The sequence below is a fragment of the Jiangella alba genome, from assembly GCF_900106035.1.
Taxonomy (GTDB): Bacteria; Actinomycetota; Actinomycetes; order Jiangellales; family Jiangellaceae; genus Jiangella; species Jiangella alba.
In genome coordinates this window covers 2,186,472-2,213,026 of the sequence record NZ_FNUC01000004.1, presented here as the reverse complement: position 1 = coordinate 2,213,026, position 26,555 = coordinate 2,186,472, and the positions used below count along the sequence as shown (strand labels likewise).

Below are 26,555 nucleotides of genomic sequence, written 5' to 3'. Positions count from 1 at the left end.
GCATATTGCCCCCCAGGCCCACAGGCCCGTTGCGGCGTTCCGAGCCCCCCGCCCGGAATACACCTCGAAAGGAGACTACCGGGCAGGTCGGGACACGTCGAGCGGGAGATCAGCAGTCGCGTTGGAAGGCCAGCGCCTTGATCATCGCGCCGTTCTCGTAGAACACCCGGAAGATCTGCTGGGCCAGTCCGTCCTCGCGCACCGTCACGAGGTCGAGGTCGCCGTCGAAGCAGCGCTCCAGCCGGATGCGGGCGCGTTCGGCCTGGCTGGCCGCCGTCACCACCACCAGGTGGTCCCAGTCCCGTTCGCGCGCCAGCTCGGCCACCATGCGCGCCTCGCCGCGGGTCGTCGACGGCTCCGGCGTCAGGCAGATCTCCTCCGGGTCGTCGCCCAGCGGCTCGCACAGCCGCGGGTCCGGCACGAACGTGACGACGACCGGCGCGACGTCGTCGCGGGCGAGGTCCCAGCCGCGGCCCAGCCGGTCGCCGGGGCCGCCCAGGATCACGACGGCGTCGGCCCGCGATGGCGTGTCGGCCGGCGGGAACACGAACAACCGCAGCTCGACGACGACCACCGCGAGCAGCAGCAACGCGCCCACCATCACCAGGCGGCGCGGCTTCCCCCCGAGCCGGCGCACGAAAGGGATCGTACGGCGTCGACTGTCCCGAATGTCGAGTGCGGTCTACCATGAGTCAATCCACCGGGCGCGAGGGGGTTCGACCCGGCGGGCTGATCCGTGGGGGGCCACATGGCGGGGTCGGTTGACGCCTCGACCGTTCCGACGAACACCGCGTCCGCGCGCCATCGTGCGGCTGTCTCGGCCGCGGTGGCCGAGGTGTGCCGGGCGAAGGCGCCGGTGCTGGCCGGCAACGGCGCGGTGCGCGACGCGTTCGTCACCGCCGTGCGCCATCACCGCGTGGCGCCGCTCGCCCACGTGCTGCTGCGCGAGTCCGACCCCGCCGTCGCCGCCGAGCTGAAGGCCGACCGCGACGCCGCGATGATCCGCCACCTCACCGCGTCCGTCGTGCTGGACGATCTCGGCCGCACGCTCGGCGAGCTGCCGTGGGTGACGATCAAGGGACCGGTGCTGTCCGAGCACGCCCATCCCGCGCCCGGGCTGCGCTCCTACACCGACGTCGACGTGCTGGTGCCGCCGCAGCAGCTACGCTCCGCGGTCGAGTGGCTGACGGCCGCGGACTGGCAGGTCATCGACTTCCAGGACATGCTCTACAACGTCCAGACTCCGGGCGAGATCCACCTGGTCAGCCCCCGTGGCGTGCTGGTCGACCTGCACTGGTCGCTGATCAACATGCAGCAGACCCGGCGCCAGTTCACCGTCGACACCGGCGAGCTGCTGGACCGCCGGGTGCGCCGGGCGGTCGGCGGCGCCGCCACGTGGACGCTCGACCTCGCCGACTCGCTGGTCCACGTGTGCCTGCACGCCGCGCTCACCGGCGCGCACAAGATGCTCTGGCTGCTCGACGCCGACCAGCTGGCCCGCCAGGTGGACGACTGGGACGAGGTCGCCCGGCGAGCCGCCGGCTGGGGCGCGGCGCCGGCGGTGGCGATCGTGCTGGCGAGGTCCCGGGCGCTGCTGGGCACGCCGCTGCCGCGCGACCTCGACCGCCGGCTCGGTGTCTCGGCCGGCCTGCGGCTGGTCACCGGCGCCGTCGACCGGTTCCGGCCGGTGTCGGGACTGACGCAGGAGGCGTCACTGCCGCGACTGGTGGCCCGGTCGGCGCGCTCCAGCGGCGGGCGGACGCTGTCGGCGATCGGGCGACGTGGGCTGCGCGGCGTCGGCGAGCGGTTGCGGCCGGGTGGGCGGGCCGGCGACGACGCGCAGCGCGAGCCGGCCGACGCGGCGGCGCTGGCCGCGTACCTCGACGCCGTCGAGGCGCACGCGCGGGCGGCGACCTGATGGCGCGGCACGCGGCCGGACGGTCCGGCACCCGGGCGCGAGCGGCGCAGGCGGCTGCGCGACGCCCGGTGCGCGAGGACCGGCCGGCCGCGGCCGGCGGCGCCGCCCTGCCGCCGGTGACCGACGACGTCCCCCCGCCGCCGGACGACGACCCACCGGCCAGCGACGACTACGTGGACCTCGCGGCGTCGGCGCGGCGGCAGCGGCGGTCGGTGGGCCGGCTGCGCGCGCTGGTCGGGCACAGCATCCGGCTCACGTGGGCCGCGGACCGGCGCGCGTTCGTCGTCACGACGGTGCTGCAGCTGTTCGGTGCGGCCGTCATCGCGGCGCAGGTGCTGATCGTCAAGGCGGTGCTCGACGCGATCCTGGTGGTCGGCGACGGCGGCGGGGTCGGGCCGGTCGTGTTCCCCGTCGTGCTGCTGGCCACCATCACGGCGCTGGTGGCGGTCGCGTCGGCGATCCAGACCAACCAGCAGCGGCTGCTGTCCGAGCTGGTGCTGCGCTCCACCTGGCAGCAGCTGCTCGACGTCGCCGGGGCGGTGGGGCTGCGGGCGTTCGAGTCGCCGGAGTTCTACGACCGGCTGCAGCGGGTGCAGACCAACGCGCTGAGCCGGCCGTACCAGCTCACCCAGGGTCTGGTCGGGCTGGCCGGCGGGCTGGCCGGTTGCGTCGGGCTGTCGATCGCGATCATCAGCTTCGAGCCGGCGCTGCTGCCGATCCTGCTGCTGGCCGGCGTCCCGCTGTTCTTCAGCACCCGCCGCGAGAGCCGGCTGGAGTTCGACTTCGCCGTCGCGCAGACGCCGCGGCTGCGGCTGCGTCAGTACCTCGGCCTGGTGCAGACCGGCCGCGACGAGGCGAAGGAGGTGCGGGCGTACGGGCTGACCGGCGCGCTGCGGGCCCGCTTCGACGCCGTCTACTCCGCGTACACCGAGGACCTGCGGGCGCACCTGCGCCGCCGCACCCGACTGGCCGTGGCCGGCAACCTCGCGTCGGCCGTGTTCCTCGCCGCCACGCTGCTGGCGCTGGTCTGGCTGGTCGGCCAGGGCCGGGTCACGCTGGCCGAGGCCGGCGCGGCGATCGTCGCGATCCGGCTGCTGGCCACCCAGGTCGGCACCCTGTTCAAGGGCGCGCAGCAGATCTTCGAGTCGGGGCTGTTCCTCGACGACCTCGACCGCTTCGTGGCCATGCGGCCGGCGGCGGAGCAGGCCGAGTCGGGCGCTCCGGCGCCGGCGTCGTTCGGCGCCCTGCACGCCGACGGCCTCAGCTTCACCTACCCGGGCAGCACGGCGCCGGCCCTGGACGACGTGTCGATCCGGCTGAACGCCGGCGAGATCGTGGCGCTGGTCGGCGAGAACGGCTCCGGCAAGACGACGCTGGCCAAGCTGCTGGCGACGCTGTACGAACCCGACGGCGGCACCATCCGCTGGGACGGCGTCGACGTCGCGACGTACTCGCGGCCGGGGCTGCGCCGGTCGGTCGCCGTAGTCTTCCAGGACTTCGTCCGCTACCACCTGTCCGCGCGCGAGAACGTCGGCCTCGGCGACGCCGACCGCATGGACGAGATCGACGCCATCGCGGCGGCCGCCCGCCGGGCCGGCGTCGCCGACGTCATCCAGGGCCTCCCGCAGGGCTGGGACACCGCGCTGTCGCGGATGTTCAAGGGCGGCCGCGACCTCTCGCTGGGCCAGTGGCAGCGGGTCGCGCTGGCCCGCGCCTTCTTCCGCGACGCCCCGTTCGTCATCCTCGACGAGCCCTCGGCGTCGCTGGACCCGCGGGCCGAGCACGCGTTGTTCCAGTCGCTGCGCGACCTGCTCGGCGGCCGGACGGTGCTGTTCATCTCGCACCGCTTCTCCACGGTCCGCACGGCCGACCGCATCTACGTCCTGAGCGACGGCCGGGTGACCGAGCACGGCTCGCACGACGAGCTCATGGCCCGCGACGGCCACTACGCCGAGCTGTTCCGCCTGCAGGCCGCCGCCTACCTCTCCCCCGAAACGTCGCGCTGACACCGCGCGCGTCACAGTCGCGGGCCCGATGTCACGGGAGCGGCCTTCCGGGCGACGAGGGCGCGCGGGACGCGATAGACAGGTGGGCGCGCCGGATCCGGCCGCGCCCCACGCCTCCGGCCATCGCCGCTGACCAGCATCGGTTTCGATCAGTGAATCGACAGGCCCGCGGAGAACGGCGCCTTGGCCGCCAAAACCGGGTGAGATGTCGCGAATGCCGGACTTGCCGCGCGTCTCGTGTCTCCCGATGTTTCAACGTGTCACACGTCGGGCGGTGACGCTGCACGATCGTGTGGGGAGTGTCACTCTGGTGACATCTCCACCAGAGTGCGAAGGGACGGCCCATGGCGATCGGGGTGCGCCGAACGGCCGTCGACCGCGCACCACAGGCCGGCGTGGCGGCCGGTCGGACCAGCCAGGTCCCGGCCGCCACGCCTGATCAACGAAACGGGGAACGAGTCACGTGAGCCAGCCCGCTCCACTTCCGCGCCGCTTCGGCCTGCACCGCCGCTACGACCTCACCGGCGTCTCCGGCACCGGCCTGGTGGCCTACGGCACGCAGTACCCCACCGGCCGCGTCACCCTCGCCTGGTGCTGCTCGGAGGTCCAGTCGGTCGCCGTCTACGACGACATCGACGACGTCCAGCGCATCCACGGCCACGGGGGCCTCACCGAGGTCCGCTGGATCGACCCGCCGCCCGCGCCCGAGCCCACGGGAAGCGCCCACCCGACCGGGTTCACCGTGCTCAACGCCCGGGCCCGCTGCGCCACCGCGGCCCAGCAGACGGCGTAGCCCGGGCCGAATCCGATCGATCCGCGGAGGGTCGAGTGGCCCGCCCCACCTGAACGCGATCGGTTCGGATGTGCGCTCCGGGTTCGGCGCTCGACCGGCCTGGTGCCTCCCGGCCACGAGCTGGTGTTCGGCCTCTTTTGCAATGGACACCGATACGCACCGCTCGGGGGCAGACCGCGCGGTGGTGCGTATGGGTGTCCATTGCAAAGGGACCGCACCGGTTGTTGGCCGCCGTTCTGCGTGAAGACCTGCCGTCGCTCAGGGTGACGACGAGTTGTGGACAGCTGGTCCGCGTTCTGAGGGATGTCGGCGCCGTCACCGTGACGACCAGTGATGACCTCCATCTGTGATCATCAACCTTTTGAGCTGCTATGACGACTGAAAAGGTGGATGGTTTCGGTCAGCTCCCGGGCGGTGGGGCCGGTCGTCGTCAGCATTGTGTTGACATGACGGCACATGGTGGCGCCGGTGCCAGCACGCGTCGGAGATCATCGCCTGTCGCCGCCCCGTCCGGACGGCCCGGCCCGGGGCGGGACGGGACGGGCGACACGGCGGCACCGAGACGACGGAGACGTCACCGTGCCGATCACGCGACATCGCCGGTGATGGCCGGGTACGCCTAGCTCAGCCCACCGCGACCGGCGCGCCGCGGGCGGCGGACCACGAGGCCGCCAGCGCCACCCGCGTCGCCGCCAGCCCGTCCTCTCCGGTGACGGACGGACGGCGCCGGTGGCGGGCCGCGTCGAGGAACTCCTCGATCATGGCCTGGTTGGCGTCCGATCCCCAGGCCGGCCAGTCCAGCCGTCCCGGCGGCGCGCGGTGCACGGTGAGGTGCTGGCTGAAGGGGTCGACCGCGATCGTGCCGTGCTCGCCGACCAGCTCGAGGGTGAGCCCGCCCCAGGTGGGATACCCCTCCGGACGGCTCCAGCTGGAGTCGATGGTCGCGAACACGCCGCCCGGGTAGCCGAGCATGACCAGCGCCCCGGTCTCGACGGCCACGGTGTCGCGGTGCAGGACCCGGTTGGTGGCCGCGTACACCTCGACCGGATCCTCGCCCAGGTACCAGCGCAGGACGTCGGCCAGGTGCACCACGTGGTCCATGACGGCGCCCCCGCCGGCCAGCACGGGGTCGGCGAACCAGGCGCCGTGCCTCGTGGGCAGCACGCTCTGGTTGGTGCCGGTGCAGGCGTAGACCCGGCCGAGCGCGCCGTCGGCGAGCAGCGCCGCGCACTCGCGCAACGGCGGGCTGAACCGCATCGGGAACGCCGTCATCAGTGGCACGCCCGCCGCGGCGCACACGTCGACGATGGCGCGGGCGTCGTCCTCGTTCGTGGCGAGCGGCTTCTCGCAGAGGACGGCGACGCCGGCCGCCGCGGCCTGCTCCACGAGGCGGCGGTGGTGCACCGTCTCGGACCCGACGACGACGGCGTCGACGGTGTCGAGCAGCCGCTCGGGCGAGGAGAACCACGGCACCCCGTGCGCGTCGGCCCAGCGGGCGCCGCGCTCGGCGTCGTCGTCGGTGACGCCGGTCGCCTCGGCCCCGGCGGCCCGGACGTTGCCGACGTACGCGTCGACGTGCACGTGCGCGGTGGACAGGAACCCGACTCTCATGCGGCCACCTCCACGTCCACGGGCCGGCCGGTGGCGATCGACCGCCCGATCGCCGTCGCGATGCGCACCGCGGCGAGTGCGTCGTCGGCGGTCACGCTCGGCGCCGCGACGCCGCGGACGACGTCGAGGAAGTGCCGCAGCTGGATCGTGTAGGGCGACTCGGCGAGCGGGCTGGACGGCAGCGGCATCGGCCCCGCCGCGGACCCGGCCCGCAGGTTCGGCCGCACCGGCGCGCTGCGGTCGGAGTCGAGCTCGAGCAGGCCAGCGGTCCCGGCGATCTCGGCGCGGGTGCGAAACGTCGGCGGCGGGTGCGCCCACGACGCCTCGACGTGGCTGATGGCGCCCGGCGCGTGCCGCAGGATCGCCAGGACGTGGTCGGTGCCGGCGTCCGGACGGACGGCCCGGAGGCTGCGCGCGTGCACGCCCACGACCTCGCCGGCGACCCAGCGGGCGTAGTCGAGGTCGTGCACCATCAGGTCGAGGTGCAGCCCGCCCGAGCGCGCCTCGTCGAGGTACCAGCCATCCGGGGGCTGGAACGACGCGCGGGTCAGCCGGACCACGGCCGGCTCGCCGACGGCGCCAGCGTCGACCGCCGTCTTCGCCGCCGCGTACTCGGGGAAGAACCGCACGACGTGGGCGGGCAGCAGCGCCACGCCGGCCTCGCGGCAGACCGCGACCATCTCCGCCGCCTCGCCGGGCGTCCGGGCCAGCGGCTTCTCGCAGACGACGGCGCGCCCGGCCTTGGCCGCGCGGACGGTGACCTCGTGGTGCAGGTCGGTGGGCACGCAGACGTCGACGACGTCGACCTGGTCGAGCAGCTCGTCCAGGCCGGCGCAGACCCGCATGCCGTACTCGTCCGCCAGCCGGGTGGGCGGGCCGGAGCCGCCGAGCACCGCCGTCAGCCGGGCGTCCGGGCAGGCCGCCCACGCCGCCGCGTGGACGGAGCCCATGAAGCCGGCCCCGACGATGCCGATCCGCGTCCGGCTCACTTGATCGCTCCCGACGTCAGGCCGCGGACGAACTGCCGCGAGAAGATGATGAACAGCGCCAGCATCGGCAGCGCCGCCAGCGTCAGCACCGCGAGCACGGCGTTCCAGTCGCTGACGAACTGCCCGAGGAACAACTGCGTGCCCAGCGTCACCGTGCGGACGCCCTCGCCCGGGGTGAGGATCAGCGGGAACCACAGGTCGTTCCAGATCGGCAGCATGGTGTACACGCCGATGGCGGCCAGGCCCGGCCGCACCAGCGGCAGGGCCAGCGAGTACACCCGGTACTCGCTGGCGCCGTCGATGCGGGCCGCGTCCTTCAGGTCACCGGGCACCTGTTTGAAGAACGCGGTCAGCACGAACACCGCCAGTGGCAGTCCCATCGCGGTGTACACCAGCACCAGTCCGGCCAGCGAGTTCACCAGGTTCAGCCGGACCATGAGGTCGAGGATGCCGACCGTGCCGAGGCGGATCGGGATCATGATCCCCACCGCCATGTACAGCGAGATGACGGTGATGCCGGCGAACCGGTACTCGGCCAGGGCGAACGCCGCCATCGACCCGAGCAGCAGCACCAGGACCACCGTGCTGACGGTGACGATGAAGCTGTTGAGGAAGTACAGCTCGAACCGGGCCCGGGTGAAAACCGTCTCGAAGCCGCCCAGGTCCAGCGTCGACGGCGTCGGGAACGCGAACGGCTCCTCGAAGATCGCCTGGCGGGACTTGAACGCGTTCATGACGATCAGCGCGATCGGCCCGCACGCCACGACGACGTAGGCGATCAGGATGAGGTGCGGGACGGCCACGCCGGCCCGCGCCCGCCAGGTCCGGCCCGCCCGCGGTGGCCGCGCGACACCGCGGGGCGGGGTGCTCACAGCGCTCACTCTGGGCTCCTCATAGTTGGTAGCTCTGGATGCGTCGCTGCCAGCCGTAGAAGTACGCCAGCACGCCGGCCAGGATGAGCAGGAACATCATGGTGGCGACGGTGGCGCCCATGGTGCTGGAGCCCTGCTGGAGCTGGAAGCCGAAGAAGGTGCGGAAGAACAGCGTCCCCATGATGTCCGAGGCGAAGTCCGGACCGGCCAGGGCGCCCTTGACGGTGTAGATCAGGTCGAAGGCGTTCATGTTCGCCACGTACGTGATGACGGAGACGATGCCGACGGTGGGCAGGATCAGCGGGAACTTGACCCGCCAGAACGTCGACCACGCGCCGGCGCCGTCGACCGTCGCCGCCTCGATGAGCTCGTCCGGGATGCTGATGAGCACGGCGTAGAAGAGGATCATCGGGATGCCGATGTACTGCCACACCGACATCAGCGCGAGCGTCACCAGGGCGGTGCTCGACTGCCCCAGCAGCGGTGTCTCGACGAACCCCCACACCGGGCTGATGATCAGCTGCCAGATGAACCCGACGATGACGACGCTCAGCGTCGTCGGGATGAACAGCAGCGTGCGGTACGCCGACCGGCCCCGCAGCGTGGGCGCGGCCAGCAGCGCCGCGAGCAGCAGGCCGATCGGGTTCTGGACGAAGAAGTGCACGGCGAAGAACACCAGGTTGTTCCACACCGCGTTCCAGAACGCGTCGGAGAGCAGGTCGTCGGAGAGCAGGTGGACGAAGTTGTCCAGGCCGACGAACGTCTGGACGCCGTCGACCGGGGCGTACAGGCTCAGCCGCAGCGAGTCGAGCAGCGGGTAGACCATGAAGATCGTGTAGATCACCGCCGCCGGCGCGATGAACACGACCAGATGGGTGCGGAACCGGCGACGCGGGCGGGCGGCGGGCGCCGGCGCCACGGCCGGTGTGCTCCCGGCCGTGGCGTCGATGCCGATCCCCTCGGGAGGCGCCGAGGTCATGCGCACTCCCTACTGCTGCGGCTCGTACCAGCGCTCCAGGCCCGCCTGGGCCTGGGCGGCGGCATCGGCCGGCTGGACGGTGCCGTTCAGCAACTGCGCGCTGAGGTCCCAGAGCTGGTTCTCCAGGTTGGGCTCACCGCGCGAGAGGATCTGGTACGAGTTGCGGATGGTCGACTCGCAGTCGTCGCGCCAGCTGAGGAACTCCTGCGCCAGCGGGTCGTCGACCTCGACGTCGTGGTCGGACATCGGGAAGAACCCCGGCAGCTCGTTGGCGTACAGGTCCGCGAACTCGGCCGAGGTGGTCCACTCCAGGAACGTCCTGACCTCGTCCGGGTGCTCGGTGGCCGCGTTCATGCCGACGCCGATGTCGGTGTGGTCGCTGATGTAGCAGGTGTCCTGGCCCTCCGGCACCGGCGGGCCGAACGCCCCCATCTCGAAGTCCGCCTGCTCGTTGAAGAGCGCGATCTCCCAGGAACCGGCCGGGAAGATCGCCCCGCGGCCGAGGGTGAACATGTTCTGCGCGTCGGGGTAGGTCATCGACTCGTAGCCGCTGGGCAGGAACTCCGCCCACGAGGCCAGCTCGGTGAAGGCGGCGACGTACTGCTCGTCGTCGAACCGCTCGGCGCCGTCGATGAGCGCCTGCCGGCCCTCCTCGCCGTTCCAGTAGTTCGGGCCGATGTTCTGCAGGCCCATGGTCGCCGCCTCCCACTGGTCGGCGGTGCCCATGACCAGCGGGGCGTACGTGCCGTCGGCGGCGATCGTGCCGAGCAGCTCGTGGAACTGCTCCTCCGTCTCCGGCGGCGTGAGGCCGAGCTCGTCGAAGGCCGTCTTGTTGTAGAGGAAGCCGTGGATCACCGACGCCATCGGGACGCAGAACGACTCCGAGCCGTCGTCGGTCGACCACGCGGCCCGGGCGACGTCGCCGAAGGCGTCCATCCCCTCGAGGTCGGTGAGCGAGGCGAGGTGACCCTCCTCGAACAGGCGCAGGGAGACGTCGAACGGCCGGCAGGTGATCAGGTCGCCCGCGGTGCCGCCGGACAGTTTGGCGTCGAGCGCGGCGTCGTACTCGTCCGGCGCCGTCGGCTGGAACGTCACCCGGATGTTCGGGTGCTGCTCGTGGAACGCGGGCAGGATGACGTCCTCCCAGATGGCGAGGTCGTCGTTGCGCCAGCTCTCCATGACCAGCGTGACCTGGCCGCCGCTGCTGCCGCCTCCGTCGTCGCCGTCGGCGGCGTCGGTGTTCTCCCGCGGATCGGAACTCTCGCCGCAGGCGGCGAGCACCAGGACCGCGCACACGGCCGGTGCCAGCCGGCCGAGTCGGTTCGACATGAGATCTCCCGTGTGGTTCGAGGGGTTGAGGGGTCCTGGTCCGGCGCCGGCCCGCGGGTGGCGGGCCGGCGCCGGACGTCGGCTGTCAGCGAGCGTCAGGACATGGACCACGACATCCGGTGGGATGCCGGGCGTCCGATGTCGCTGCGGGCGGCGGTGTTGACGATGGCGCTGCGCTCCCTGGCGGTGAGCACGCCGTCGGCCACCAGCTGGCTGGTCACGTCCCCGACGTGCCGCACGAACGCGCCGTGGCCGGCCCATTCGTCGTCGTCGAGGATGAGGTCGTTGACCGTGCACCCGTCGTCAAGGGCGTAGTTGGTCACGCCGCTGTCGAGGTCGCCGATCATGACGGTCTCCCGCGGGTCCGGCTCCGGGCACGTGCCCGGGTCGCCGTCGCCGATAGTGAACGCGGCCGTCTGCCACTCCTCGGTGTGACCGGCCACGTCCGTCGACCGGAACTCGACGACGTGGTCGCCGGGCTCGGTGACGGTGATCGGCTCGGTGTAGGCCACCGGCTCCTCCGTGCCCGCCATCCGGTACTGCGTCCCGGCGACACCGGACGTGGCGTCCTGCGCGCCGAGGGTCACCGTCACCGGACCGGTGTAGACGTCGCCGGCCTGCTCACCGGCCAGCGATGCCGTGGTGGTGGGCGCCGTCTGGTCGATGAGGAACTCGATCTCCTCGATCCCGGTCTCGACCGGGGGCTGACCGGTGGACGGCGTCACCTCGAACTTCGCCACCATCCCGGCCCACGTCGTGGGATCGCCCGGGTTGGGCCGGTTCGAGTGCGGCGTGCAGTAGACGTAGTACGTGCCCACCTCGGCGGCGTCGAAGAAGAACGGGTCGTCCTCCCAGTCGTCGCCGAGCGGACGCGACGCCAGCACCTGGCCGTTCGCGTCGGCGATCACGACGTCGTGTGCGTAGCCGGGGACGTACTGGAATTTGACGGTGTCGCCCTGCGCCACGCTGAAGTCGGTCTCGCTGAACCCGAAACCGCCCGAGCCGACGAGGATCTCCTTCTCGACCGGCTCTCCGCCGCTGCCGGGGACCGCCGCCTTGTAGTCGATGTTGTAGACACCGTCGGTGTCGAACAGCACCGGCTCGGTCCAGGTGCGCCATTCCGTCTCGTCCGTCCGCGGCCGCCAGAACAGCTCCGCGTCCGCGTTGTTGGACTCGAGGCCGAGCGTGACCGGCGAGACGTACCAGCCGTTGGCGCCGTCGGGCTCGGGCGGCGTCAGCGCGGCGTCCACCGTGAGCTCGTCCTGGACCTCCTTGATCCAGACGTTGCGGAACTCGACGCTCTCACCGGCCGCCTGGCCCGACGAGTGGTTCTGCAGCCCGACGTAACCCTCCAGGGGACGGGTGCCGTCGCCGGTGAACGTGGTGACCTCGACGCCGTTGAGCGTGACGCGGTACTCCTGGCCGATCACCTCGATCTCCATCGTGTTCCACTCACCGATGGGTTTCGTGGCCAGTGGCTCGGCCGGTGCGAAGTTGTAGATCGCCCCGGTCCGGGTCATCGGGTTGGTGGTGGCGTCGTAGATCTGCACCTCGTGGCCCTCGTTCACCGGCCGGCCCGCGTCGCCCTGCGGGTCGGGGAACCGGACGAACACGCCGGAGTTGTCGTCCGGCGCCTGGACCCGGAAGTCGACCCGCATGACGTAGTCCTTGAACGTCTGCTGGTCGTACCAGAGCAGGCCCATGCCGCCGTACGGCTCGAGCAGCCCGCACTCGTCGATCTCGAAACCGCCCGGGCCGGCCATGGTCCAGCCCTCAAGCGTCTCGCCGTCGTACAGCGGCACGAAGCCCGCCGGCGGCGTCTGCGGCTCGGGGCACTGGGTGTCGCCGAGCTCCTTGATCCAGATGTCGCGGAAGAACACGTTGTCCGACACGCGGTTGTTCTGGATGCCGACGAAGCCGGAGGCGAGGTCGCGCCCGGAGCCCTCCGGGTTCTCGTACTCGTTGACCAGCACGTCGTTGATCCAGACCCGGACCATCGGGTCCTCGACCTCGATCTCCATCTCGTTCCACTGGCCGGCGACCGTCGGGAACGACGTCGGCGCCTGGAACGTGTAGATCGAACCGGTCTTGGACCTGTCCGCGGCGCCCGGCGAGCCACCGGTGTCGTCGATCTGGATCTCGTAGCCCTGACGCACCGCGACGAACGGGTCGTCACCGGGGTCGGGGAACCCGAAGAACACACCGGAGTTGTCGTCCACGGCCACGGCCTTGAAGTCCACGTGCAGCCGGTACGACTCGAACTCCTCCTCGTGCCAGAGCATCCCCAGGCCGGCGGGGTCACCGATCGACTCCAGGGCGCACGAGCCGGCCCGCTCCCCGTCCGGGACGATCTCGAACCCGCCGGGACCGGACTGGTTCCAGCCGGTCAGCGTGGCGCCGTCCCACAGCGACCGGTAGCCCTCGTCGGGCTGCGGCGCGGCGCAGGCGGGCTCGTCCGGGACGCACAGCGAGTAGTCGGAGAACGTCGCGGTCAGCGGCGTCGTGATCTCGTTCGGGCCGTGGGCGGCGAAGAAGCCGAACTGGGGCGCCTCGTACTGCGAGATCGGCGCCGGTCGCCCGACGTTGACCCAGGTCACGCCGTCGCGGGAGTAGGCGGCCCGCACGTTCTCACCGTCACCGCTGAGCCGGAGCTGCAGCGTCCGCGGCGCATCGGTGATGGTCGGGTTGTCGACCCCGCCTTGATAGCGGATCTCCCCGTTCTGGTGGAAGAGGTACTCCATCCGGCCGTTGACCGCGGTGCCGTAGGGCGGGAAGTAGGCCGCCTTGGTGAAGTTCTGGTCGTCGGAGTAGATGATGAACCCGGCCTGGTCATGACTGACCGACTCCGCCGGCAGGTCGACGGTGACCGTGGCCTCCCAGCGCCCCTCGGGCACCGGAGTCATGATCATGTTCTGCGCGGTGGTGTTGATGTTGCCGCTCAGGTGGTTGCTGATCATGTCGCCCTGCAGCATGTCGATCTCGAGCGCGCCGTCGGTCTGCCGGTAGCCGGCCGCGTTCTCACGCACGATCGTCGGCCACGCCTCGCGGTCCAGTTCGGTCCCGGCGAAGTCGTCGGTCACGCACTGCCCGGGCCCGGTGTCGGGCACGTAGTCGACCCGGTACAGGCCGGCGTTCGGGCTGTTGCCGAACGCACCGCCCTCCAGCACGTACAGCGAACCGTCCGGGCCGAACTCGCCGTCCATCAGGCCGGACCAGGTCTGGCCGGGCATGAAGTCGTCGATCGCCTCGACCTGTTCGTTCGCGTCCAGCGAGACCGTCTTCACGTGGCCGCGGTGGAAGTCGAGCAGGAACCAGCGCCCGTCGTAGTGCTCGGGGAACTTGGTGTCCGACTGCAGCGCCGCGTCGTAGCGGTAGACCGGACCGGACATCGGCCCGCCCGCGCCGGAGCCCATGTTGAGGAACGGCTCCGGGATCGGGTTGATCTCCTGCGCCGGCCAGCCGGCCCACGACTCGGGCCAGCCCGCCCAGCTGCGCGGGTAGTAGATCGTCGCCGGCGTCACCGGCGGGAGCTGGTCCAGCCCGGTGTTGTTCGGCGAGTCGTTGACCGGGCCGTTCTCACAGTCGTAGAAGTCGCCCAGCGGCTGGTTGGTCGCGTAGTCCCACGGCCGGTACGGGTAGTTGTTCCCGATGCAGAACGGGTAGCCGAAGTTGGCCGCCTCGGACGTCGCCATGTACTGGTCGAAGCCCCACGGGCCGCGCTCGGTCCACTCGCCCAGCCGGTCCGGCCCGTAGTTGCCGATGTGCAGCCGGTCGGTCGCGGGGTCGAGCGAGATGCGGAACGGGTTGCGGAAGCCCATCGCGAAGATCTCCGCCCGGGTCTTGTCGCCGCCGTCCTCCTCGCCGGTGAACAGGTTCCCGTCCGGGATGGTGTACGTGCCGTCGTCCTGCGGCGTGATGCGCAGGACCTTGCCGCGCAGGTCGTTCGTGTTGCCGGAGGTCCGGCGGTCGTCGTTGTACCAGTGCGTCGGGCGGCTGTCGAGCGGCGAGTACTGCTGGTTGAGGTCCGGCGGCGACTCGTCGCCGGTGCTCAGGTACAGGTTGCCGGCCGAGTCGAAGTCGACGTCACCGGCGACGTGGCAGCAGTTCGTCTTGTTGTACGGCACCTTGAGCATGACGATCTCGGAGGCCACGTCGAGCTGGTCGCCCTCGACGTGGAACCGGGACAGGTAGTGCGCGTTCTCGGCGCGGCTGGTGTAGTACACGTACATCCAGCCGTTCGTCGCGTAGTCCGGGTCCAGGGCCAGGCCCAGCAGGCCGCCCTCCTGGTTCTTCGACCCCTCGAAGTCGGGGTTCTGCGGCAGCGGGTGGTCGTCGAAGACGTCCAGCTCACCCACCACCATCGCGTGCCCCATGTCCGGGTCATACACGCGGATGACGCCGTCGCGGCTGGTCATGTAGACCCGGCCGTCGTCGGCGATGTCCATGTTCATCGGCTGGTTGATGCCGGGTGCCACCAGCACCTTCTCGAACTGGTCGGCCGCCGACAGCTCCGCGAACGTCGCGTCGGGGTTCTCGGCAGCCCCGGCCGGCTGCGCGGCGGCCGGGGCACTGACCATGACTGACATCAACAGAGCCAGGAACAGTAGTAACGAAGCGGATCGCTTGCCCAACATGGCATCCTCCCGGGCGGGGTACCGGTCGATGTGAAATAGCGCCGTGTTGATCGCTGGTCGCCGTCATGACTTCCCGAAGGAAGGCGTGCTGTTCCCCGTGATCCGGACTCCGCGGTTCGCATCCGGACCATGGGCGGTCGACCGCTGGCACCGATGCCGGTCGGTTACGCAACGGGTGTGCTCGTCGGGCGAGAAAGCAGGCGTGGCCGGGGTGTGTCCGAGCCGACGGAGCGCCGCGCGTCTCCGGAGTCGCGCCGCGCTGTCGCTGGCCGCCCCGCCGCAGGCCTGGTGGCTCGCGTTGGACCGTGCCTAGACTTAGTAAGGAAGCCTTCCTCACTATGTAGCGTAAGATCACTATGTTGGTACGGCACGGCGGTGTCAAGGGGTGGCAGTGACGCAAACCGGACATGGAAGCGGCCCACAGGTCCTACGTCTCATGAACTGCGCGGCGGTCCTCGGCGCCATCCGCGCCGCGGGCACCGCCCGCGTCACCGAACTCGTCCGGGCGACCGGCCTGTCCCGTCCGACGGTCACGGCGGCGGTGTCGACGCTGATGGCCGACGGCTGGGTCGAGGAGACCGAAGCGCCCGAGATCGATGCGCCGCGCATGGGGCGACCCGCGCGCGTGCTCAGGTTCCGCGCCGACGCCAGGCACGTCCTCGGCATCGACGTCGGACCACACAAGGTCTACTGCGCCGTCGCCGACCTCAGCGGGACCGTCGTCGCGCACGCGCGCCACGACGTCACCGCGGCACGCACCCACGCGGAGCTGCTCGACCAGGTCGAGACGACGATGCGCCAAGCGCTCGCCGCCGTGCCGGTGGCGCTGCCGGACATCGCGGCGGTGGGCATCGGCACGCCCGGCATCGTCGACGACCAACGCGGCGCCGTCGTGCAGGCGCCGTCCGTGCCCGGATGGAGCTCGCTGGAGCTCGGCAGCCTGATCCGGCAGCGTCTCGACTGCCCCGTGCGAGTCGAGAACGACGTCAACCTCGCGGTCATGGCCGAGCGGTGGAACGGCAGCGGCAGCGACGCCGAGAACCTGATCCTCGTCCAGTGGGGCGCCCGCATCGGCGCGGCCGTGCTGGTCGACGGTCAGCTGCATCGCGGTGCGCACGGGGCGGCCGGCGAGATCGGGTTCCTCGAGCTCGAGGAGGAGCCCCAGGGGACGCAGGCCGACGGGCTCGGCCCGCTGGAGTCCGCCGTCGGGACCGCGTCGATCCTGCGCCGCGCGCACAGCCTCGGCGACGAGAGCCCCGACTCCGCCGCCGTCCTCGTCGCCGCGGCCGCCGGTGATCCGCGAGCACTGCAGGCCGTCGACGAAGCCTGCGCCCGGCTGGCCCGCGGCCTCGCCTCGTTCGTCTCCGCCATCGACCCCGCGCTGGTCGTGATCGGCGGCAGCATCACGCTGGCCGGCGACGTCATCCTGGCCGGGCTGCGACGGCACCTGAGCCGGCGCGCGCTGGTGGAGCCCCGGCTGGAGCTGTCCCGGCTCGGTGACGACGCGGTCGCCCTCGGCGCCGTCCGGCTCGCCCTCGCCGACGCCGAGCGGCGTCTGCTGGACGTCTACACGACGGCGGCGGCCGAGCACCCCTTGCCTTGACGCGCGCGTCAAGGATTACCGTCGAGGCATGCGAATCGGCGACCTCGCGCAACGCGCCGGCACCACCACCCGGGCGCTGCGGTTCTACGAGTCACAGGGCCTGCTGATGGCGCAGCGAGCGCCCAACGGCTACCGCGAGTACGACGAGGACGACCTGCGGCTGGTCACCGAGATCCAGACGCTGCAGGACATCGGCTTCAGCCTCGACGACACCCGCCCGTTCGTCGAGTGCCTGCGCTCCGGGCACGCCTCCGGCGACTCCTGCGCGGACTCCATCGAGACGTACCGGCGCAAGCTCGCCGAGGTCGACGGCTACCTCGACCGCCTGACGACGATCCGCGCCGGCATCCAGGCCAAGCTCGACGACGCCCAGGCACGGCACCAGGGAGACCACGCATGACGCTCACCGTCACCACCGAGACGTTCGACCACGAGGTGCTGCGCAGCGACCTCCCCGTGCTGGTCGACTTCTGGGCCGAGTGGTGCCCGCCGTGCCACATGATCGCCCCGATGCTGGACCAACTGGCCGGCGAGCTCGAGGGCACCATCGCCATCCGCAAGATCAACAACGACGAGCACCCCGAGATCGGCGCACGCTACCGCGTCATGTCCCTGCCCACCCTCATGCTCTTCGTCGACGGCGAGCCGGTGCAGGCGCTGGTCGGGGCGCGGCCGAAGGCCCGGCTGCTGAAGGAACTGGACGACGCGCTGTCGCGCTGAGCACGCGCTGTCGCGCTGTCGCGCTGAGCGACGCCGGACCCCGCCCGGCCGGGAGGGCCTCCCACCCTACGGGCGGGCGCCGACACTCGCGGCGGACGCCCTGAACCGTGCTAGGCCAGGTACGGATCCCACCAGCCGGGCTCGGGCTCGGTCTGCTCCACGACGTCCACCCACTGCCCGGCCGGGTCGACCAGGCCGAAGCGGCGTTGCCCCCACGGCTCGTCGGTGAGCGGCAGCGCGAACCGGGCACCGCCGGCCCGCAGCGTCTCGTACTCGGCCGCGGCGTCGGCCACCTGGACGGTGAGGAACGCACCGTCGCCCGCGTGCGGGCCGGGTGACGGCGGAGCCGACGGGTGCTCCGGACGCATGAACGCGACCGCCACGCCACCGGCGTCCAGCAGCACGAACCAGTCGGCCTCGAACACGACGGCGAAGCCGAGCCGGCCGGCGTAGAAGTCGCGGCATTCGCGCAGCCGGTCCGTCACGACGACCGCGTACCCACCGACCACCCGCATGTGTCCTCCGTCAGCGTCGCACGCCGCGGACCGCCCAGGCGCGCGCCGTCAGCGCGATCGAGCCGTCGGCGGCCACCGGCAGCCGCGCCCGCACCGCGTCGCGGATCGCGTCCTGCCGTGACGGCGGCAGGGTGGCCAGGTAGCCGGGGGCGGCGCCCTGCCCGCCGAGGAACGGGCGCCAGTAGTCGTCGAACGACGCGAACGCCGTCGGGATCTCGATGGACCGGACGTCGACGTCGGCCAGGCCGGCCGCCAGCCACAGGTGGACCAGCGGCTCCGGCCGGCACAGCGGGAACCGGACGCCCTCGTCCAGACCGGCGCCGTCGGGGTCGACGTCGGCGGCGGCCGCCCAGAAGTGCCGCATGAGCTGCATCCCGTCGGCGTAGTCCCACACGTACGCCGCCACGACGGCGCCCGGCGCGGCCGCCCGGACGAACTCCGCCGCGGCCGCGGGCGCGTCGGGGACGAAGTTCAGCACCAGCCCGCTGATCACGGCATCGGCGGCGCCGTCGGCGACCGGCAGCGCCGTCGCGTCGCCGACCTCGAACGTGGCGGCCGGCACCCGTTCGCGGGCGGTGCCGAGGAACCCGGCGGACGGGTCGACGCCGACGACGGAGGCGGGCGCGGCCAGCGTCAGTACGGCCTCGGTCAGCGCGCCAGTGCCGCAGCCGACGTCGAGCCACCGCGCGCCGCCGGGGACGTCGAGCCAGGGCACGAACGCGGCGGCGACCCGGCGGCTCCACCGGCCGACGTACGCCTCGTAGGCGTCGCCCTCGGCCCAGACGTCCGGCGCCATGTGCTGACGATACGTCCGTTCAGACCGTTAAGGTGGCGGACGAAGGGCATGGATCGGGGGGAACGGGATATGCGCCGTCGCATCATCGTCACCGTCTCGGTGGTGGTGGCCGCGGCGCTGGGCCTGGGCGCGGTGCTCTGGTTCGGCATCGTCCCGCACTGGCGCCCGGCACTGGAGAACGGCGAGCGCTACGGCATCGACGTCTCCGCCCATCAGGACGAGATCGACTGGGACGCCGTGGCCCGCGACGGCATCCAGTTCGCCTACATCAAGGCCAGCGAGGGCCAGGGCTGGGTCGACGAGTGGTTCGACGAGAACTGGGCGGGCGCCGCCCAGGCCGGGCTCGACCGCGGCGCGTACCACTTCTTCACGCTCTGCGCGCCGGGCGCGGCGCAGGCCGAGAACTTCCTCTCCGTCGCCCCGCCCGACGACAACGCGCTGCCGCCGGTCATCGACCTCGAGCTGACCGGCAACTGCAGCGACCGGCCGCCGGCCGATCAGGTGGCGGCCGAGGTCGACGCGTTCGTGCAGCTGGTCGAGCGGGCCTGGGACCGCGACCTGCTGTTCTACGTCCGTCCGGACTGGGACGACGTCTACCCGGTCCGCGACGGCCTGGACCGCCGGCTCTGGGACTACCGCTTCTTCCGCCGCCCCACCGACGACCGCTGGCACGTCTGGCAGGTCAACACCTTCGCCCGGGTCGACGGCATCGACGGGCCGGTCGACCTCGACATCATGCGCGAGACCGAGTAGGGATGTGCCGGGTTTGCCCCGATGTGGGCGCGGGAAGAGTTGACTACTGACACGTCGCCTGCCACCCGAAAGGATCCGGCATGATCGTGCTCGGACTGATCCTCATCGTCGCTGCCGCCGCAGCGGTGATCGTCGCCGTCATCGCCGGTGGCGACAGCGTCACGCTCAGCGCGTTCGACGTCGATCTCGACTCGCCGGTCTGGGGCGTCTTCGCCGCGGGCATCGCCGCGGGACTGTTGCTCATGCTCGGGATCCTGGCGATCGTCGCCGGGGTGAACCGCTCGCGGGCCCGCCGCGAAGAGATCGAGTACCTGCGCGAGCAGGTCGCCCGCCACGAGCGCAAGACCGGCCGCGAGGCCGACGAGCCCGAGGTGAGCGACTGGCTCGGCCAGGCCCACCGCGCCGCGGCCGGCACCGGGACCGCGACCGCCGCCCCCGCCGAACCGGCCGCCCACTCGGGCGCGACGTCAGGCGCGTCGCCGCTGTACCGCCACGGCTGACGGCGCTCAGCCCACCCGCGTCCCCAGCCCGACGGCGTCGGCGATGGCCGGCGCGACCGCCGGCGAGAACGGCGGGCCCCACGGCACGTGTGCCACGAACACCGGGACCCGCTCGACCAGCTCGCCCGCCTGCTGGAACTGCCGGTCCAGGATCTCCGGATCGGTCCAGCCGAGCAGCCGCGGGAACCGCAGCAACGTGATCAGCGCGTCCATGGCGCCCATGCGGGTCAGCTCGATCGACGTGCGCTCCCGGTCGGGCAGCGGGAACACGATCCCGGCCAGCGGCACCCGGTCGGCCCGCGACGCCGCCACGCTGAGGGCGTCGCGGGCGTCACTGGTGAGCCGGCTGGACGGTGCGACGGCGAACTGCTCGACCAGCTCGGCGGCGGACTTGCGCAACCGCAGCTCCGTCGCCCCCAGCCGGCAGACCGGCCGCCCGTCACCGTCGTCGTCCAGGCGCAGGACGTCGTCGGTGATCAGCTCGCCGCCGGCCGCGCACATCAAGGTCGCCATCGTCGACTTGCCCATGCCCGAGCGGCCGACGAACGCGACCGCGCCGCCACCGATCTGTACCGCGCTGGCGTGCAGCACGACGTCGCCGCGGATCGTCACGAGGAACGACAGCAGCGCGCCGGCGGTCAGGATCCCGGCGATGCCCGGGTCGGCGCCCTCGACGACGTGCACCCGCACCGAGCGGCCGTCCGGCGCGACGACGAAGTCGCAGGTCCGGTAGAACCGCAGCAGCCAGCCGCCGTCGGCGACCTGGGTGAACGTGTAGTACGGCTGGTCGGTCTCGAGGTGCGCCAGCACCCGCCCGGCCGGCGCATGCGTCGTCAGCGGCACCGGGTCGCCCCACCGGATGTCGACGTCCGGCTCCCCCTCCGCCGCGACGGCCCGTTCCTGGTGCAGCGGGACCTCCGAGGCCACCCGAAGTCCGTAGAGCAGCTGCCGCTCCGTCCTCATCGCGTCCCGCCCATCGCCTCGAACGTCCGGTACGTGGCCGCACCGACCGGGTCCAGGCTCACGCCGTCGATCTCCAGCCAGGCGTGCGCCTGGATCCGCCCCTCGATCTTGGCGACGCCGACCCGCAGCACCGGCTTCCGGCGGCGCAGCACGTGTCCGCCGACCAGCGCGCGGCGCAGGCAGGTGTCGCCGAACGGCCAGTGCCGCAGCACGCGCCAGGTGGCGCGCAGCCGCCGCCGCTCGGTCGCGGACAGCCGCGCCGTCGCACCGCCGGCCGGCATCAGCGGCGACTCCTGTTCCAGCCCCAGCGGGGCGCCCAGCCAGGCGGCCAGCCGCGGCAGCCGCGCGACCCGCAGGCCGACCTCGACCGTCGCGGCGATGACGGCGGCCGCCCAGACGGACGGCCACTCGCGCAGCGGTACGGCCCGGACCAGCGTCAGGGGATTCCTCATGCGGCACCTCGCGGAGGGCTGGGCTGCGCGGCCAGCCAGGCCTGCTGCAGCAGCGTGCCGGACAGGGTCGAGGGCCGGTCGGACAGCCAACCGGCCCGTAGCGTCTCGGGATCGACGAGTGCGGCGTCCACGCCCGAGCCGTCCCAGTCGCGGGCGAACGCGCGCGTCGGCTCGCCCATGTAGGCGCGGTCGAAGCTGGCCTTGCTGGACCGGCGCAGGATCTCGTCGGGCAGCACGTCGGCGAACAGGATGCGCATCAGCGCGGTGCGCCCGGCGAACCCCCACCGGCCGCCGAAGCGGGTGAGCGCGGCGAGGAAGCCGGTGTCGAGCAGCGGGTGGCCGACGGCCACGTCGAACTCGGCGCCCAGCGCGGAGTAGTTGGCGATGACGGCGTCGACGGCGCGGCGGTGCCGCACCCACCACAGCGACCGGTCCCACGCCAGCGGCTCGGACCCCTCGTCGGCGGCGAGCAGCCGGCGGTGCCGGCGGGCGACCGCCGGACGCAGCCAGGGCTGCTGCGCGTCGCCGCTCATCTGACGGCGCACCCGGAACGCGCGCACCGGGCCCGGCGCCAGCGCGGCGGCGGTCGCGGCCAGCAGTTCCGGACGGGGCCGGCGGCGCTTGCGCACCAGCAGCGTCACCGGGGTCGTGCGGCGCGGCCCGATGACCTCGTCGCCGCCCTCACCGGTGAGGATCGACCCGCCCGTGACGGTCTCGAACAGCCGGTCCTTGACGTGGAACGGCGGCGGCCACAGCACGCCGCGGCGCAGCAGGCTGGTCCTGGCGCCGTCGCCCAGCAGGTCGCTCTCGCCCCGGATCGGCAGCCGCACCCACTCGGTCAGGCCGAGGTGCTCGACCACCAGCCGCTGCCAGTCCGCCTCGTCGGCGTCGGGGACGTCCGGGTAGATCTCGGTGACGGGGACGGGGTCGGCGTGCCCCTCGCGCCGGGCCAGTGCCGTCGCGGCCGCCAGGATGGCCGACGAGTCACGCCCGCCGGAGAACGAGACGAAGCACGGCGCGCGCAGCAGTGCCGGGCGCAGGGCGTCGTCCAGTGCCTCGCGTGGAGTCGCGGCCGTCTCCGGAGGTGGCGGCGCGGACAACGAGCCGTGCACCCAGGACGTGGCGATCTCGAACGCGGAAAGCCGGAAATAGCGCGGCGTGGATTGCGCCGAACCGGCGTCCATTCGCGCTGCGGCGGAATGTGGATTCACGCGATGCTCCCCCGACACCACGAGCGAGACACGGCGGAGTCACCGGTGACCGGACGACTCCGCCGTGTCTCTGGCTGACGGCGTCAGGAGAGGCCGCCACCGCCCGGCGGCTTGTCGTTCCCCCACTTGAACCAGAGGAACTGGTCCGACGAGCCCTGGCCGCCCTGCGCGAGTGTCAACTCACGCACGGATCCGACCTCTTCCAACACGGGTGGCTGATACGCCATGGCCGTGCCCCCCTTCTCGAAGCCTCACTGCGGAGGCGATAACGGCAGCGCATCCACCAACGCCCTGCCTTCTAACAGACCGAGATCGTACCGCCCGGAAGCCATTGTTGGAGGCTTTTGCCTACATTTCCTCGGACAACCGCTTTCCGACCGTTCCGTCCCGGTTGCCGGGGCGTCAGGACAGCACGCCACCGGGGTCGTTGTCGTAACGGAACCACTGGACCTGGTCGGATCGGCCACGGCCGCTCGCGGCGAGCGTGAGCTCGCGGACCGAGCCGATCTCCTCGAGCGTCGGCGCTTCGTACGCCATCAGAGCCCCCACTTTCGTTTCTGCGGATGGATGGAGCTGCCGGACCGGCGGCCGAACGCCGCTGGAACGGACACTAGGAATCGGCGGTCTCGAGAAGGTTCCGCTCGCGCAGCATCGCGACGAAGGTCTCGGTGTCCGCCGTGGCCTGCTCGGCCGGAATGCCGTACTCCTCGACGAGGCCGTCGGCGAGTTCCGCGGTGGTGCGTTCCTCGGCCAGCAGCCGCATGATGGTCGAGCCCGCGGCATTGGTCTTCAAGTAGGTGGACGACGAGAGGTCCAGAATGACCGTCTCGCCGTCGATCTCGCGCCAGCTGACGCTATTGGTGCGCAGTTTCATCGGCCCCCCAAAGAATCCTGCTATGGCGAACTGTAGCGCACCCTCGCTCAGCTCGCCGAGGTGATCATGCCGGCGCCCACCGTGCGGTTGGTGGCTTCGTCGATGAGGATGAAGCCGCCGGTCTGCCGGTTGCGGCGGTACTCGTCGGCCAGCAGCGGCACGGTGGTACGCAGCCGCACCCGGCCGATGTCGTTGAGGCCGAGCTGGGTGGCGGTGTCGTCGCGGTGCAGCGAGTTGACGTCGAGGCGGTACTGCAGCTCCTTCACCAGCGCCCGCGCCGACCGCGTCGTGTGCTTGATCGCCAGCTTCTGCCCGGGCGCCAGCGGCGTCTCGGCCATCCAGCAGATCATGGCGTCGATGTCCTGCGCGACCGCCGGCTGGTTGTGCGGGCGGCAGATCATGTCGCCGCGGGAGATGTCGATCTCGTCCTCGAGCCGGACCGTCACCGACATCGGCGCGAACGCTTCGCCCACGGGGCCGTCGGCGGTGTCGATGCCGGCGATGCGGGTGGTGAACCCGCTGGGCAGCACCATGACCTCGTCGCCGGCCTTGAGCACGCCGCCGGCGACCTGGCCCGCGTAGGCGCGGTAGTCGGTGCGCTGCAGCGACTGCGGCCGGATGACGTACTGCACCGGGAACCGGACGTCGACGAGGTTGCGGTCGCTGGCGATGTGCACGTGCTCGAGGTGGTGCAGCAGCGACGGGCCCTCGTACCACGGCATGTTCGGCGACCGGCTGACGATGTTGTCGCCGTGCAGCGCGGAGATCGGGACGACGGTGAGGTCGGGGACGTCGAGCTTGGTCGCGAACGAGGAGAACTCCTTCTCGATGCCCTCGAACACCTCCTGCGACCAGTCGACGAGGTCCATCTTGTTCACGGCGAGCACGAGGTGCGGCACCCGCAGCAGCGACACCAGGAACGCGTGCCGCCGGCTCTGCTCGACCATCCCCTTGCGCGCGTCGACCAGCACGATCGCGAGGTCGGCCGTCGAGGCGCCGGTGACCATGTTCCGGGTGTACTGGATGTGCCCCGGGGTGTCGGCGATGATGAACTTGCGCCGCGGCGTGGCGAAGTAGCGGTACGCCACGTCGATGGTGATGCCCTGCTCGCGCTCGGCACGCAGGCCGTCGGTGAGCAGCGATAGGTCGGTGTACTCGTCGCCGCGTTGCTGGCTGGTGCGTTCGACGCTCTCGAGCTGGTCGGTGAAGATCGCCTTCGAGTCGAACAGCAGCCGCCCGATCAGCGTGCTCTTGCCGTCGTCGACGGAGCCGGCGGTGGCGAACCTGAGCAGATCCATCTCAGAAGTAGCCTTCCTTCTTCCGGTCCTCCATCGCGGCCTCGCTGACGCGGTCGTCGCCGCGGGTGGCACCGCGCTCGGTGAGCCGGGTGGCCGCGACCTCCTCGATGACCTTCTCGACGGTGTCGGCGTCGGAGCGCACCGCGGCCGTCAGCGACGCGTCGCCGACGGTGCGGTAGCGGACGGTCGCGGTGAACGTCGGCTCGCCCTCGCGCGGGCGGCAGAACTCGTTGTTCGCGAACAGCATGCCGTCGCGCTCGAACACCTCGCGCTCGTGCGCGTAGTAGATCGCTGGGACGGCGATCTCCTCGCGCTGGATGTAGTGCCAGACGTCGAGCTCGGTCCAGTTCGACAGCGGGAACACCCGGATGCTCTCGCCCAGGTGGATGCGGCCGTTGTACAGGTTCCACAGCTCCGGGCGCTGGTTCTTCGGGTCCCACTGACCGAAGTCGTCGCGGAACGAGAACACCCGTTCCTTGGCCCGCGCCTTCTCCTCGTCGCGGCGGGCGCCGCCGAACAGCGCGCTGAACCGGTGCTTCTCGACCGCCTCGAGCAGCACCGGCGTCTGGATGCGGTTGCGCGAGCCGTTCGGCTCCTCGGCCACCAGCCCGCGCTCGATGGCGTCGGGCACGGACGCGACGACGAGGTTGACGCCCAGCTCGGCGACCCGGCGGTCGCGGAACTCCAGCACCTCGGGGAAGTTGTGCCCGGTGTCGACGTGCATGACGGGGAACGGCATCGGGGCCGGCCAGAACGCCTTCTCGGCCAGCCGGAGCATGACGATGGAGTCCTTGCCGCCGGAGAACAGCAGCACCGGGCGCTCCAGTTCGGCGGCGACCTCGCGGAAGATGTGCACCGCCTCGGCCTCGAGGTAGTCGAGCTGCGAGAGCTGGTACTCGTGGATCGTCATGCGGACCTCGCGGGTTCGGCGACGGCGGCCAGGAGCGCGTCGGCGAGCTCCGGGCGGGCGACGAGCAGGTCGGGGAGGTACGGGTCGGCCTCGTTGTAGCGCAGCGGCGAGCCGTCGACGCGACTGGCGTGCAGGCCCGCGGCCCGGGCGACGGCCACCGGCGCGGCGGAGTCCCACTCGTACTGGCCGCCGGCGTGGACGTACGCGTCGGCCTCGCCGCGCACGACGGCGGCGACCTTGAACCCGGCCGAGCCCATCGGCACCAGCTCGGCGCCCAGGGCGGCCGCGGCGCGCTGGGCGGCGGCGGGCGGACGGCTGCGGCTGACGGCGAGGCGCGGCGCGGCGTGGGCCGGGCGGGGCGGGACGACGGCGGCGGGGTCGCTGGTCAGCGTGGCGCCGAGGCCGGGCAGCGCGACGGCGCCGGCGGCCAGCTCGCCGTCCTGCCAGAGCGCCACGTGCACCGCCCAGTCGTCGCGGCCGTCGCCGAACTCGCGGGTGCCGTCGAGCGGGTCGACGATCCAGACCCGCCGGGCGTCCAGCCGCTCGGCGGTGTCGGGCGCCTCCTCGCTGAGCACGGCGTCGCCTGGACGCTGCTCGGCCAGCGCGGCGACGAGGAACCGGTGCGCCGCGGCGTCACCGGCGTCGCGCAGCGCCTGAGCGCCGGCGGACGGGTCGTGGTCGCGGCGCAGCGCGAGCAGCAGCGCGCCCGCCTCGGTGGCGAGGCGGGCGGCCAGGATCGCGTCAGACGATGCCACGGAACTCCTCGAAGCCGGTCTCGAACGACCCAGCCTAGGGTGATCCCGCCCGGAATCACGCGCTCGCCCATTAT

At 71.9% G+C, this 26,555-nt stretch carries 26 protein-coding genes; 8 read left to right on the top strand and 18 right to left on the bottom strand.

Features of this window, described 5'->3' with window-relative positions; genetic code table 11:
- Window positions 1-109 precede the first annotated feature (109 nt).
- The gene (locus BLV02_RS28255; protein ID WP_083288828.1) at window positions 110-637 is read right to left on the bottom strand and encodes a YdcF family protein; all 528 of its coding nucleotides are present in this window, start codon (window positions 635-637) and stop codon (window positions 110-112) included.
- A 198-nt stretch (window positions 638-835) separates the two neighbouring features.
- Here BLV02_RS28255 and BLV02_RS28250 point away from each other — a divergent pair, with 198 nt between their 5' ends.
- The 3 genes from BLV02_RS28250 to BLV02_RS28240 all read left to right on the top strand — a co-directional run bounded on the left by BLV02_RS28250 (window position 836) and on the right by BLV02_RS28240 (window position 4,717).
- Window positions 836-1,918 carry a nucleotidyltransferase family protein gene (locus BLV02_RS28250; protein ID WP_171906788.1) on the top strand — a complete coding sequence of 361 codons (1,083 nt, stop codon included), beginning with the start codon at window positions 836-838 and terminating at the stop codon, window positions 1,916-1,918.
- Complete coding sequence (locus BLV02_RS28245) at window positions 1,918-3,924, top strand: ABC transporter ATP-binding protein (protein ID WP_171906787.1); 2,007 nt, start codon at window positions 1,918-1,920, stop codon at window positions 3,922-3,924. The genes BLV02_RS28250 and BLV02_RS28245 overlap by 1 nt, the downstream gene beginning before the upstream one ends.
- Window positions 3,925-4,387: 463 nt before the next feature.
- Window positions 4,388-4,717 carry a hypothetical protein gene (locus BLV02_RS28240; RefSeq protein WP_069112570.1) on the top strand — a complete coding sequence of 110 codons (330 nt, stop codon included), beginning with the start codon at window positions 4,388-4,390 and terminating at the stop codon, window positions 4,715-4,717.
- Between the two features lie 624 nt (window positions 4,718-5,341).
- Here the strand turns inward: BLV02_RS28240 and BLV02_RS28235 are convergent.
- The 6 genes from BLV02_RS28235 to BLV02_RS28210 form a co-directional block, all read right to left on the bottom strand.
- Window positions 5,342-6,328 carry a Gfo/Idh/MocA family protein gene (locus tag BLV02_RS28235; protein ID WP_069112569.1) on the bottom strand — a complete coding sequence of 329 codons (987 nt, stop codon included), beginning with the start codon at window positions 6,326-6,328 and terminating at the stop codon, window positions 5,342-5,344.
- Window positions 6,325-7,317: a Gfo/Idh/MocA family protein gene (locus BLV02_RS28230; protein WP_069112568.1), complete on the bottom strand. Its 993-nt coding sequence runs from the start codon at window positions 7,315-7,317 to the stop codon at window positions 6,325-6,327. Before BLV02_RS28230 ends, BLV02_RS28235 begins: the two co-directional genes overlap by 4 nt.
- Window positions 7,314-8,198, bottom strand: a complete 885-nt coding sequence (locus tag BLV02_RS28225; RefSeq protein ID WP_069112567.1) for a carbohydrate ABC transporter permease — start codon at window positions 8,196-8,198, stop codon at window positions 7,314-7,316. Before BLV02_RS28225 ends, BLV02_RS28230 begins: the two co-directional genes overlap by 4 nt.
- Window positions 8,199-8,208: 10 nt before the next feature.
- Window positions 8,209-9,168 (bottom strand): carbohydrate ABC transporter permease, encoded by a 960-nt coding sequence (locus tag BLV02_RS28220; protein WP_069112566.1) that lies wholly within the window; start codon window positions 9,166-9,168, stop codon window positions 8,209-8,211.
- A gap of 9 nt (window positions 9,169-9,177) precedes the next feature.
- A complete protein-coding gene (locus tag BLV02_RS28215; protein ID WP_069112565.1) occupies window positions 9,178-10,497 on the bottom strand; it encodes an ABC transporter substrate-binding protein in 1,320 nt (439 codons plus the stop codon).
- Window positions 10,498-10,592: 95 nt separating this feature from the next.
- Window positions 10,593-15,074, bottom strand: a complete 4,482-nt coding sequence (locus BLV02_RS28210; RefSeq protein WP_216094323.1) for a 3-keto-alpha-glucoside-1,2-lyase-like domain-containing protein — start codon at window positions 15,072-15,074, stop codon at window positions 10,593-10,595.
- A gap of 493 nt (window positions 15,075-15,567) precedes the next feature.
- On the opposite strand from BLV02_RS28210, the gene BLV02_RS28205 reads away from it, so the two are divergent.
- Genes BLV02_RS28205 through trxA form a run of 3 tightly spaced genes read left to right on the top strand, consistent with a single transcriptional unit; the run spans window position 15,568 to window position 17,454 of the window.
- Window positions 15,568-16,734, top strand: a complete 1,167-nt coding sequence (locus BLV02_RS28205) for an ROK family transcriptional regulator (protein ID WP_069112563.1) — start codon at window positions 15,568-15,570, stop codon at window positions 16,732-16,734.
- A gap of 28 nt (window positions 16,735-16,762) precedes the next feature.
- On the top strand, window positions 16,763-17,134 hold the full coding sequence (locus tag BLV02_RS28200) for a MerR family transcriptional regulator (RefSeq protein ID WP_069112562.1): 372 nt from the start codon (window positions 16,763-16,765) through the stop codon (window positions 17,132-17,134).
- A complete protein-coding gene (gene trxA / locus BLV02_RS28195) occupies window positions 17,131-17,454 on the top strand; it encodes a thioredoxin (RefSeq protein WP_069112561.1) in 324 nt (107 codons plus the stop codon). Before BLV02_RS28200 ends, trxA begins: the two co-directional genes overlap by 4 nt.
- A 110-nt stretch (window positions 17,455-17,564) precedes the next feature.
- On the opposite strand, the gene BLV02_RS28190 is transcribed toward trxA, so the two are convergent.
- Window positions 17,565-17,969, bottom strand: coding sequence for a VOC family protein (locus tag BLV02_RS28190; protein WP_069112560.1), 405 nt, complete (start codon window positions 17,967-17,969; stop codon window positions 17,565-17,567).
- 10 nt (window positions 17,970-17,979) lie between these two features.
- The gene (locus tag BLV02_RS28185; protein ID WP_069112559.1) at window positions 17,980-18,765 is read right to left on the bottom strand and encodes a class I SAM-dependent methyltransferase; all 786 of its coding nucleotides are present in this window, start codon (window positions 18,763-18,765) and stop codon (window positions 17,980-17,982) included.
- A 69-nt stretch (window positions 18,766-18,834) separates the two neighbouring features.
- Between BLV02_RS28185 and BLV02_RS28180 the strand changes: the two genes are divergently transcribed.
- Window positions 18,835-19,518: a GH25 family lysozyme gene (locus BLV02_RS28180; protein WP_083288826.1), complete on the top strand. Its 684-nt coding sequence runs from the start codon at window positions 18,835-18,837 to the stop codon at window positions 19,516-19,518.
- Between the two features lie 80 nt (window positions 19,519-19,598).
- A complete protein-coding gene (locus BLV02_RS28175) occupies window positions 19,599-20,018 on the top strand; it encodes a hypothetical protein (protein WP_069112557.1) in 420 nt (139 codons plus the stop codon).
- A 6-nt stretch (window positions 20,019-20,024) separates the two neighbouring features.
- Here the strand turns inward: BLV02_RS28175 and BLV02_RS28170 are convergent, their stop codons facing one another.
- The 9 genes from BLV02_RS28170 to BLV02_RS28140 form a co-directional block, all read right to left on the bottom strand.
- Complete coding sequence (locus BLV02_RS28170) at window positions 20,025-20,981, bottom strand: hypothetical protein (protein WP_141711667.1); 957 nt, start codon at window positions 20,979-20,981, stop codon at window positions 20,025-20,027.
- Window positions 20,978-21,433, bottom strand: a complete 456-nt coding sequence (locus BLV02_RS28165; protein WP_069112555.1) for a lasso peptide biosynthesis B2 protein — start codon at window positions 21,431-21,433, stop codon at window positions 20,978-20,980. Before BLV02_RS28165 ends, BLV02_RS28170 begins: the two co-directional genes overlap by 4 nt.
- Window positions 21,430-22,644, bottom strand: coding sequence for an asparagine synthase-related protein (locus tag BLV02_RS28160; protein WP_141711666.1), 1,215 nt, complete (start codon window positions 22,642-22,644; stop codon window positions 21,430-21,432). Before BLV02_RS28160 ends, BLV02_RS28165 begins: the two co-directional genes overlap by 4 nt.
- Window positions 22,645-22,727: 83 nt before the next feature.
- The gene (locus BLV02_RS35955) at window positions 22,728-22,871 is read right to left on the bottom strand and encodes a lasso RiPP family leader peptide-containing protein (RefSeq protein WP_141711665.1); all 144 of its coding nucleotides are present in this window, start codon (window positions 22,869-22,871) and stop codon (window positions 22,728-22,730) included.
- Window positions 22,872-23,046: 175 nt separating this feature from the next.
- On the bottom strand, window positions 23,047-23,181 hold the full coding sequence (locus BLV02_RS35950; protein WP_119661185.1) for a lasso RiPP family leader peptide-containing protein: 135 nt from the start codon (window positions 23,179-23,181) through the stop codon (window positions 23,047-23,049).
- Between the two features lie 73 nt (window positions 23,182-23,254).
- Window positions 23,255-23,518, bottom strand: coding sequence for a PqqD family protein (locus BLV02_RS28155; protein WP_069112553.1), 264 nt, complete (start codon window positions 23,516-23,518; stop codon window positions 23,255-23,257).
- 47 nt (window positions 23,519-23,565) lie between these two features.
- The gene (gene cysN, locus BLV02_RS28150; protein WP_069112552.1) at window positions 23,566-24,816 is read right to left on the bottom strand and encodes a sulfate adenylyltransferase subunit CysN; all 1,251 of its coding nucleotides are present in this window, start codon (window positions 24,814-24,816) and stop codon (window positions 23,566-23,568) included.
- Window position 24,817: 1 nt separating this feature from the next.
- Window positions 24,818-25,726: a sulfate adenylyltransferase subunit CysD gene (gene cysD / locus BLV02_RS28145; protein ID WP_069112551.1), complete on the bottom strand. Its 909-nt coding sequence runs from the start codon at window positions 25,724-25,726 to the stop codon at window positions 24,818-24,820.
- Window positions 25,723-26,481: a 3'(2'),5'-bisphosphate nucleotidase CysQ gene (locus BLV02_RS28140; protein ID WP_069112550.1), complete on the bottom strand. Its 759-nt coding sequence runs from the start codon at window positions 26,479-26,481 to the stop codon at window positions 25,723-25,725. Before BLV02_RS28140 ends, cysD begins: the two co-directional genes overlap by 4 nt.
- Window positions 26,482-26,555: the final 74 nt, after the last annotated feature.

Bases quoted from the DNA above. Each gene is read 5' to 3' on its own strand.
- BLV02_RS28190 (WP_069112560.1), bottom strand. From the start codon at position 17,969: ATGCGGGTGGTCGGTGGGTACGCGGTCGTCGTGACGGACCGGCTGCGC.
- BLV02_RS28245 (WP_171906787.1), top strand. From the start codon at position 1,918: ATGGCGCGGCACGCGGCCGGACGGTCCGGCACCCGGGCGCGAGCGGCG.
- BLV02_RS28235 (WP_069112569.1), bottom strand. From the start codon at position 6,328: ATGAGAGTCGGGTTCCTGTCCACCGCGCACGTGCACGTCGACGCGTAC.
- BLV02_RS35955 (WP_141711665.1), bottom strand. From the start codon at position 22,871: ATGGCGTATCAGCCACCCGTGTTGGAAGAGGTCGGATCCGTGCGTGAG.
- trxA (WP_069112561.1), top strand. From the start codon at position 17,131: ATGACGCTCACCGTCACCACCGAGACGTTCGACCACGAGGTGCTGCGC.
- BLV02_RS28185 (WP_069112559.1), bottom strand. From the start codon at position 18,765: ATGGCGCCGGACGTCTGGGCCGAGGGCGACGCCTACGAGGCGTACGTC.
- BLV02_RS28180 (WP_083288826.1), top strand. From the start codon at position 18,835: ATGCGCCGTCGCATCATCGTCACCGTCTCGGTGGTGGTGGCCGCGGCG.
- BLV02_RS28205 (WP_069112563.1), top strand. From the start codon at position 15,568: ATGAACTGCGCGGCGGTCCTCGGCGCCATCCGCGCCGCGGGCACCGCC.
- BLV02_RS28210 (WP_216094323.1), bottom strand. From the start codon at position 15,074: ATGGTCAGTGCCCCGGCCGCCGCGCAGCCGGCCGGGGCTGCCGAGAAC.
- cysD (WP_069112551.1), bottom strand. From the start codon at position 25,726: ATGACGATCCACGAGTACCAGCTCTCGCAGCTCGACTACCTCGAGGCC.
- cysN (WP_069112552.1), bottom strand. From the start codon at position 24,816: ATGGATCTGCTCAGGTTCGCCACCGCCGGCTCCGTCGACGACGGCAAG.
- BLV02_RS28215 (WP_069112565.1), bottom strand. From the start codon at position 10,497: ATGTCGAACCGACTCGGCCGGCTGGCACCGGCCGTGTGCGCGGTCCTG.
- BLV02_RS28165 (WP_069112555.1), bottom strand. From the start codon at position 21,433: ATGAGGAATCCCCTGACGCTGGTCCGGGCCGTACCGCTGCGCGAGTGG.
- BLV02_RS35950 (WP_119661185.1), bottom strand. From the start codon at position 23,181: ATGGCGTACGAAGCGCCGACGCTCGAGGAGATCGGCTCGGTCCGCGAG.
- BLV02_RS28200 (WP_069112562.1), top strand. From the start codon at position 16,763: ATGCGAATCGGCGACCTCGCGCAACGCGCCGGCACCACCACCCGGGCG.
- BLV02_RS28220 (WP_069112566.1), bottom strand. From the start codon at position 9,168: ATGACCTCGGCGCCTCCCGAGGGGATCGGCATCGACGCCACGGCCGGG.
- BLV02_RS28170 (WP_141711667.1), bottom strand. From the start codon at position 20,981: ATGAGGACGGAGCGGCAGCTGCTCTACGGACTTCGGGTGGCCTCGGAG.
- BLV02_RS28155 (WP_069112553.1), bottom strand. From the start codon at position 23,518: ATGAAACTGCGCACCAATAGCGTCAGCTGGCGCGAGATCGACGGCGAG.
- BLV02_RS28175 (WP_069112557.1), top strand. From the start codon at position 19,599: ATGATCGTGCTCGGACTGATCCTCATCGTCGCTGCCGCCGCAGCGGTG.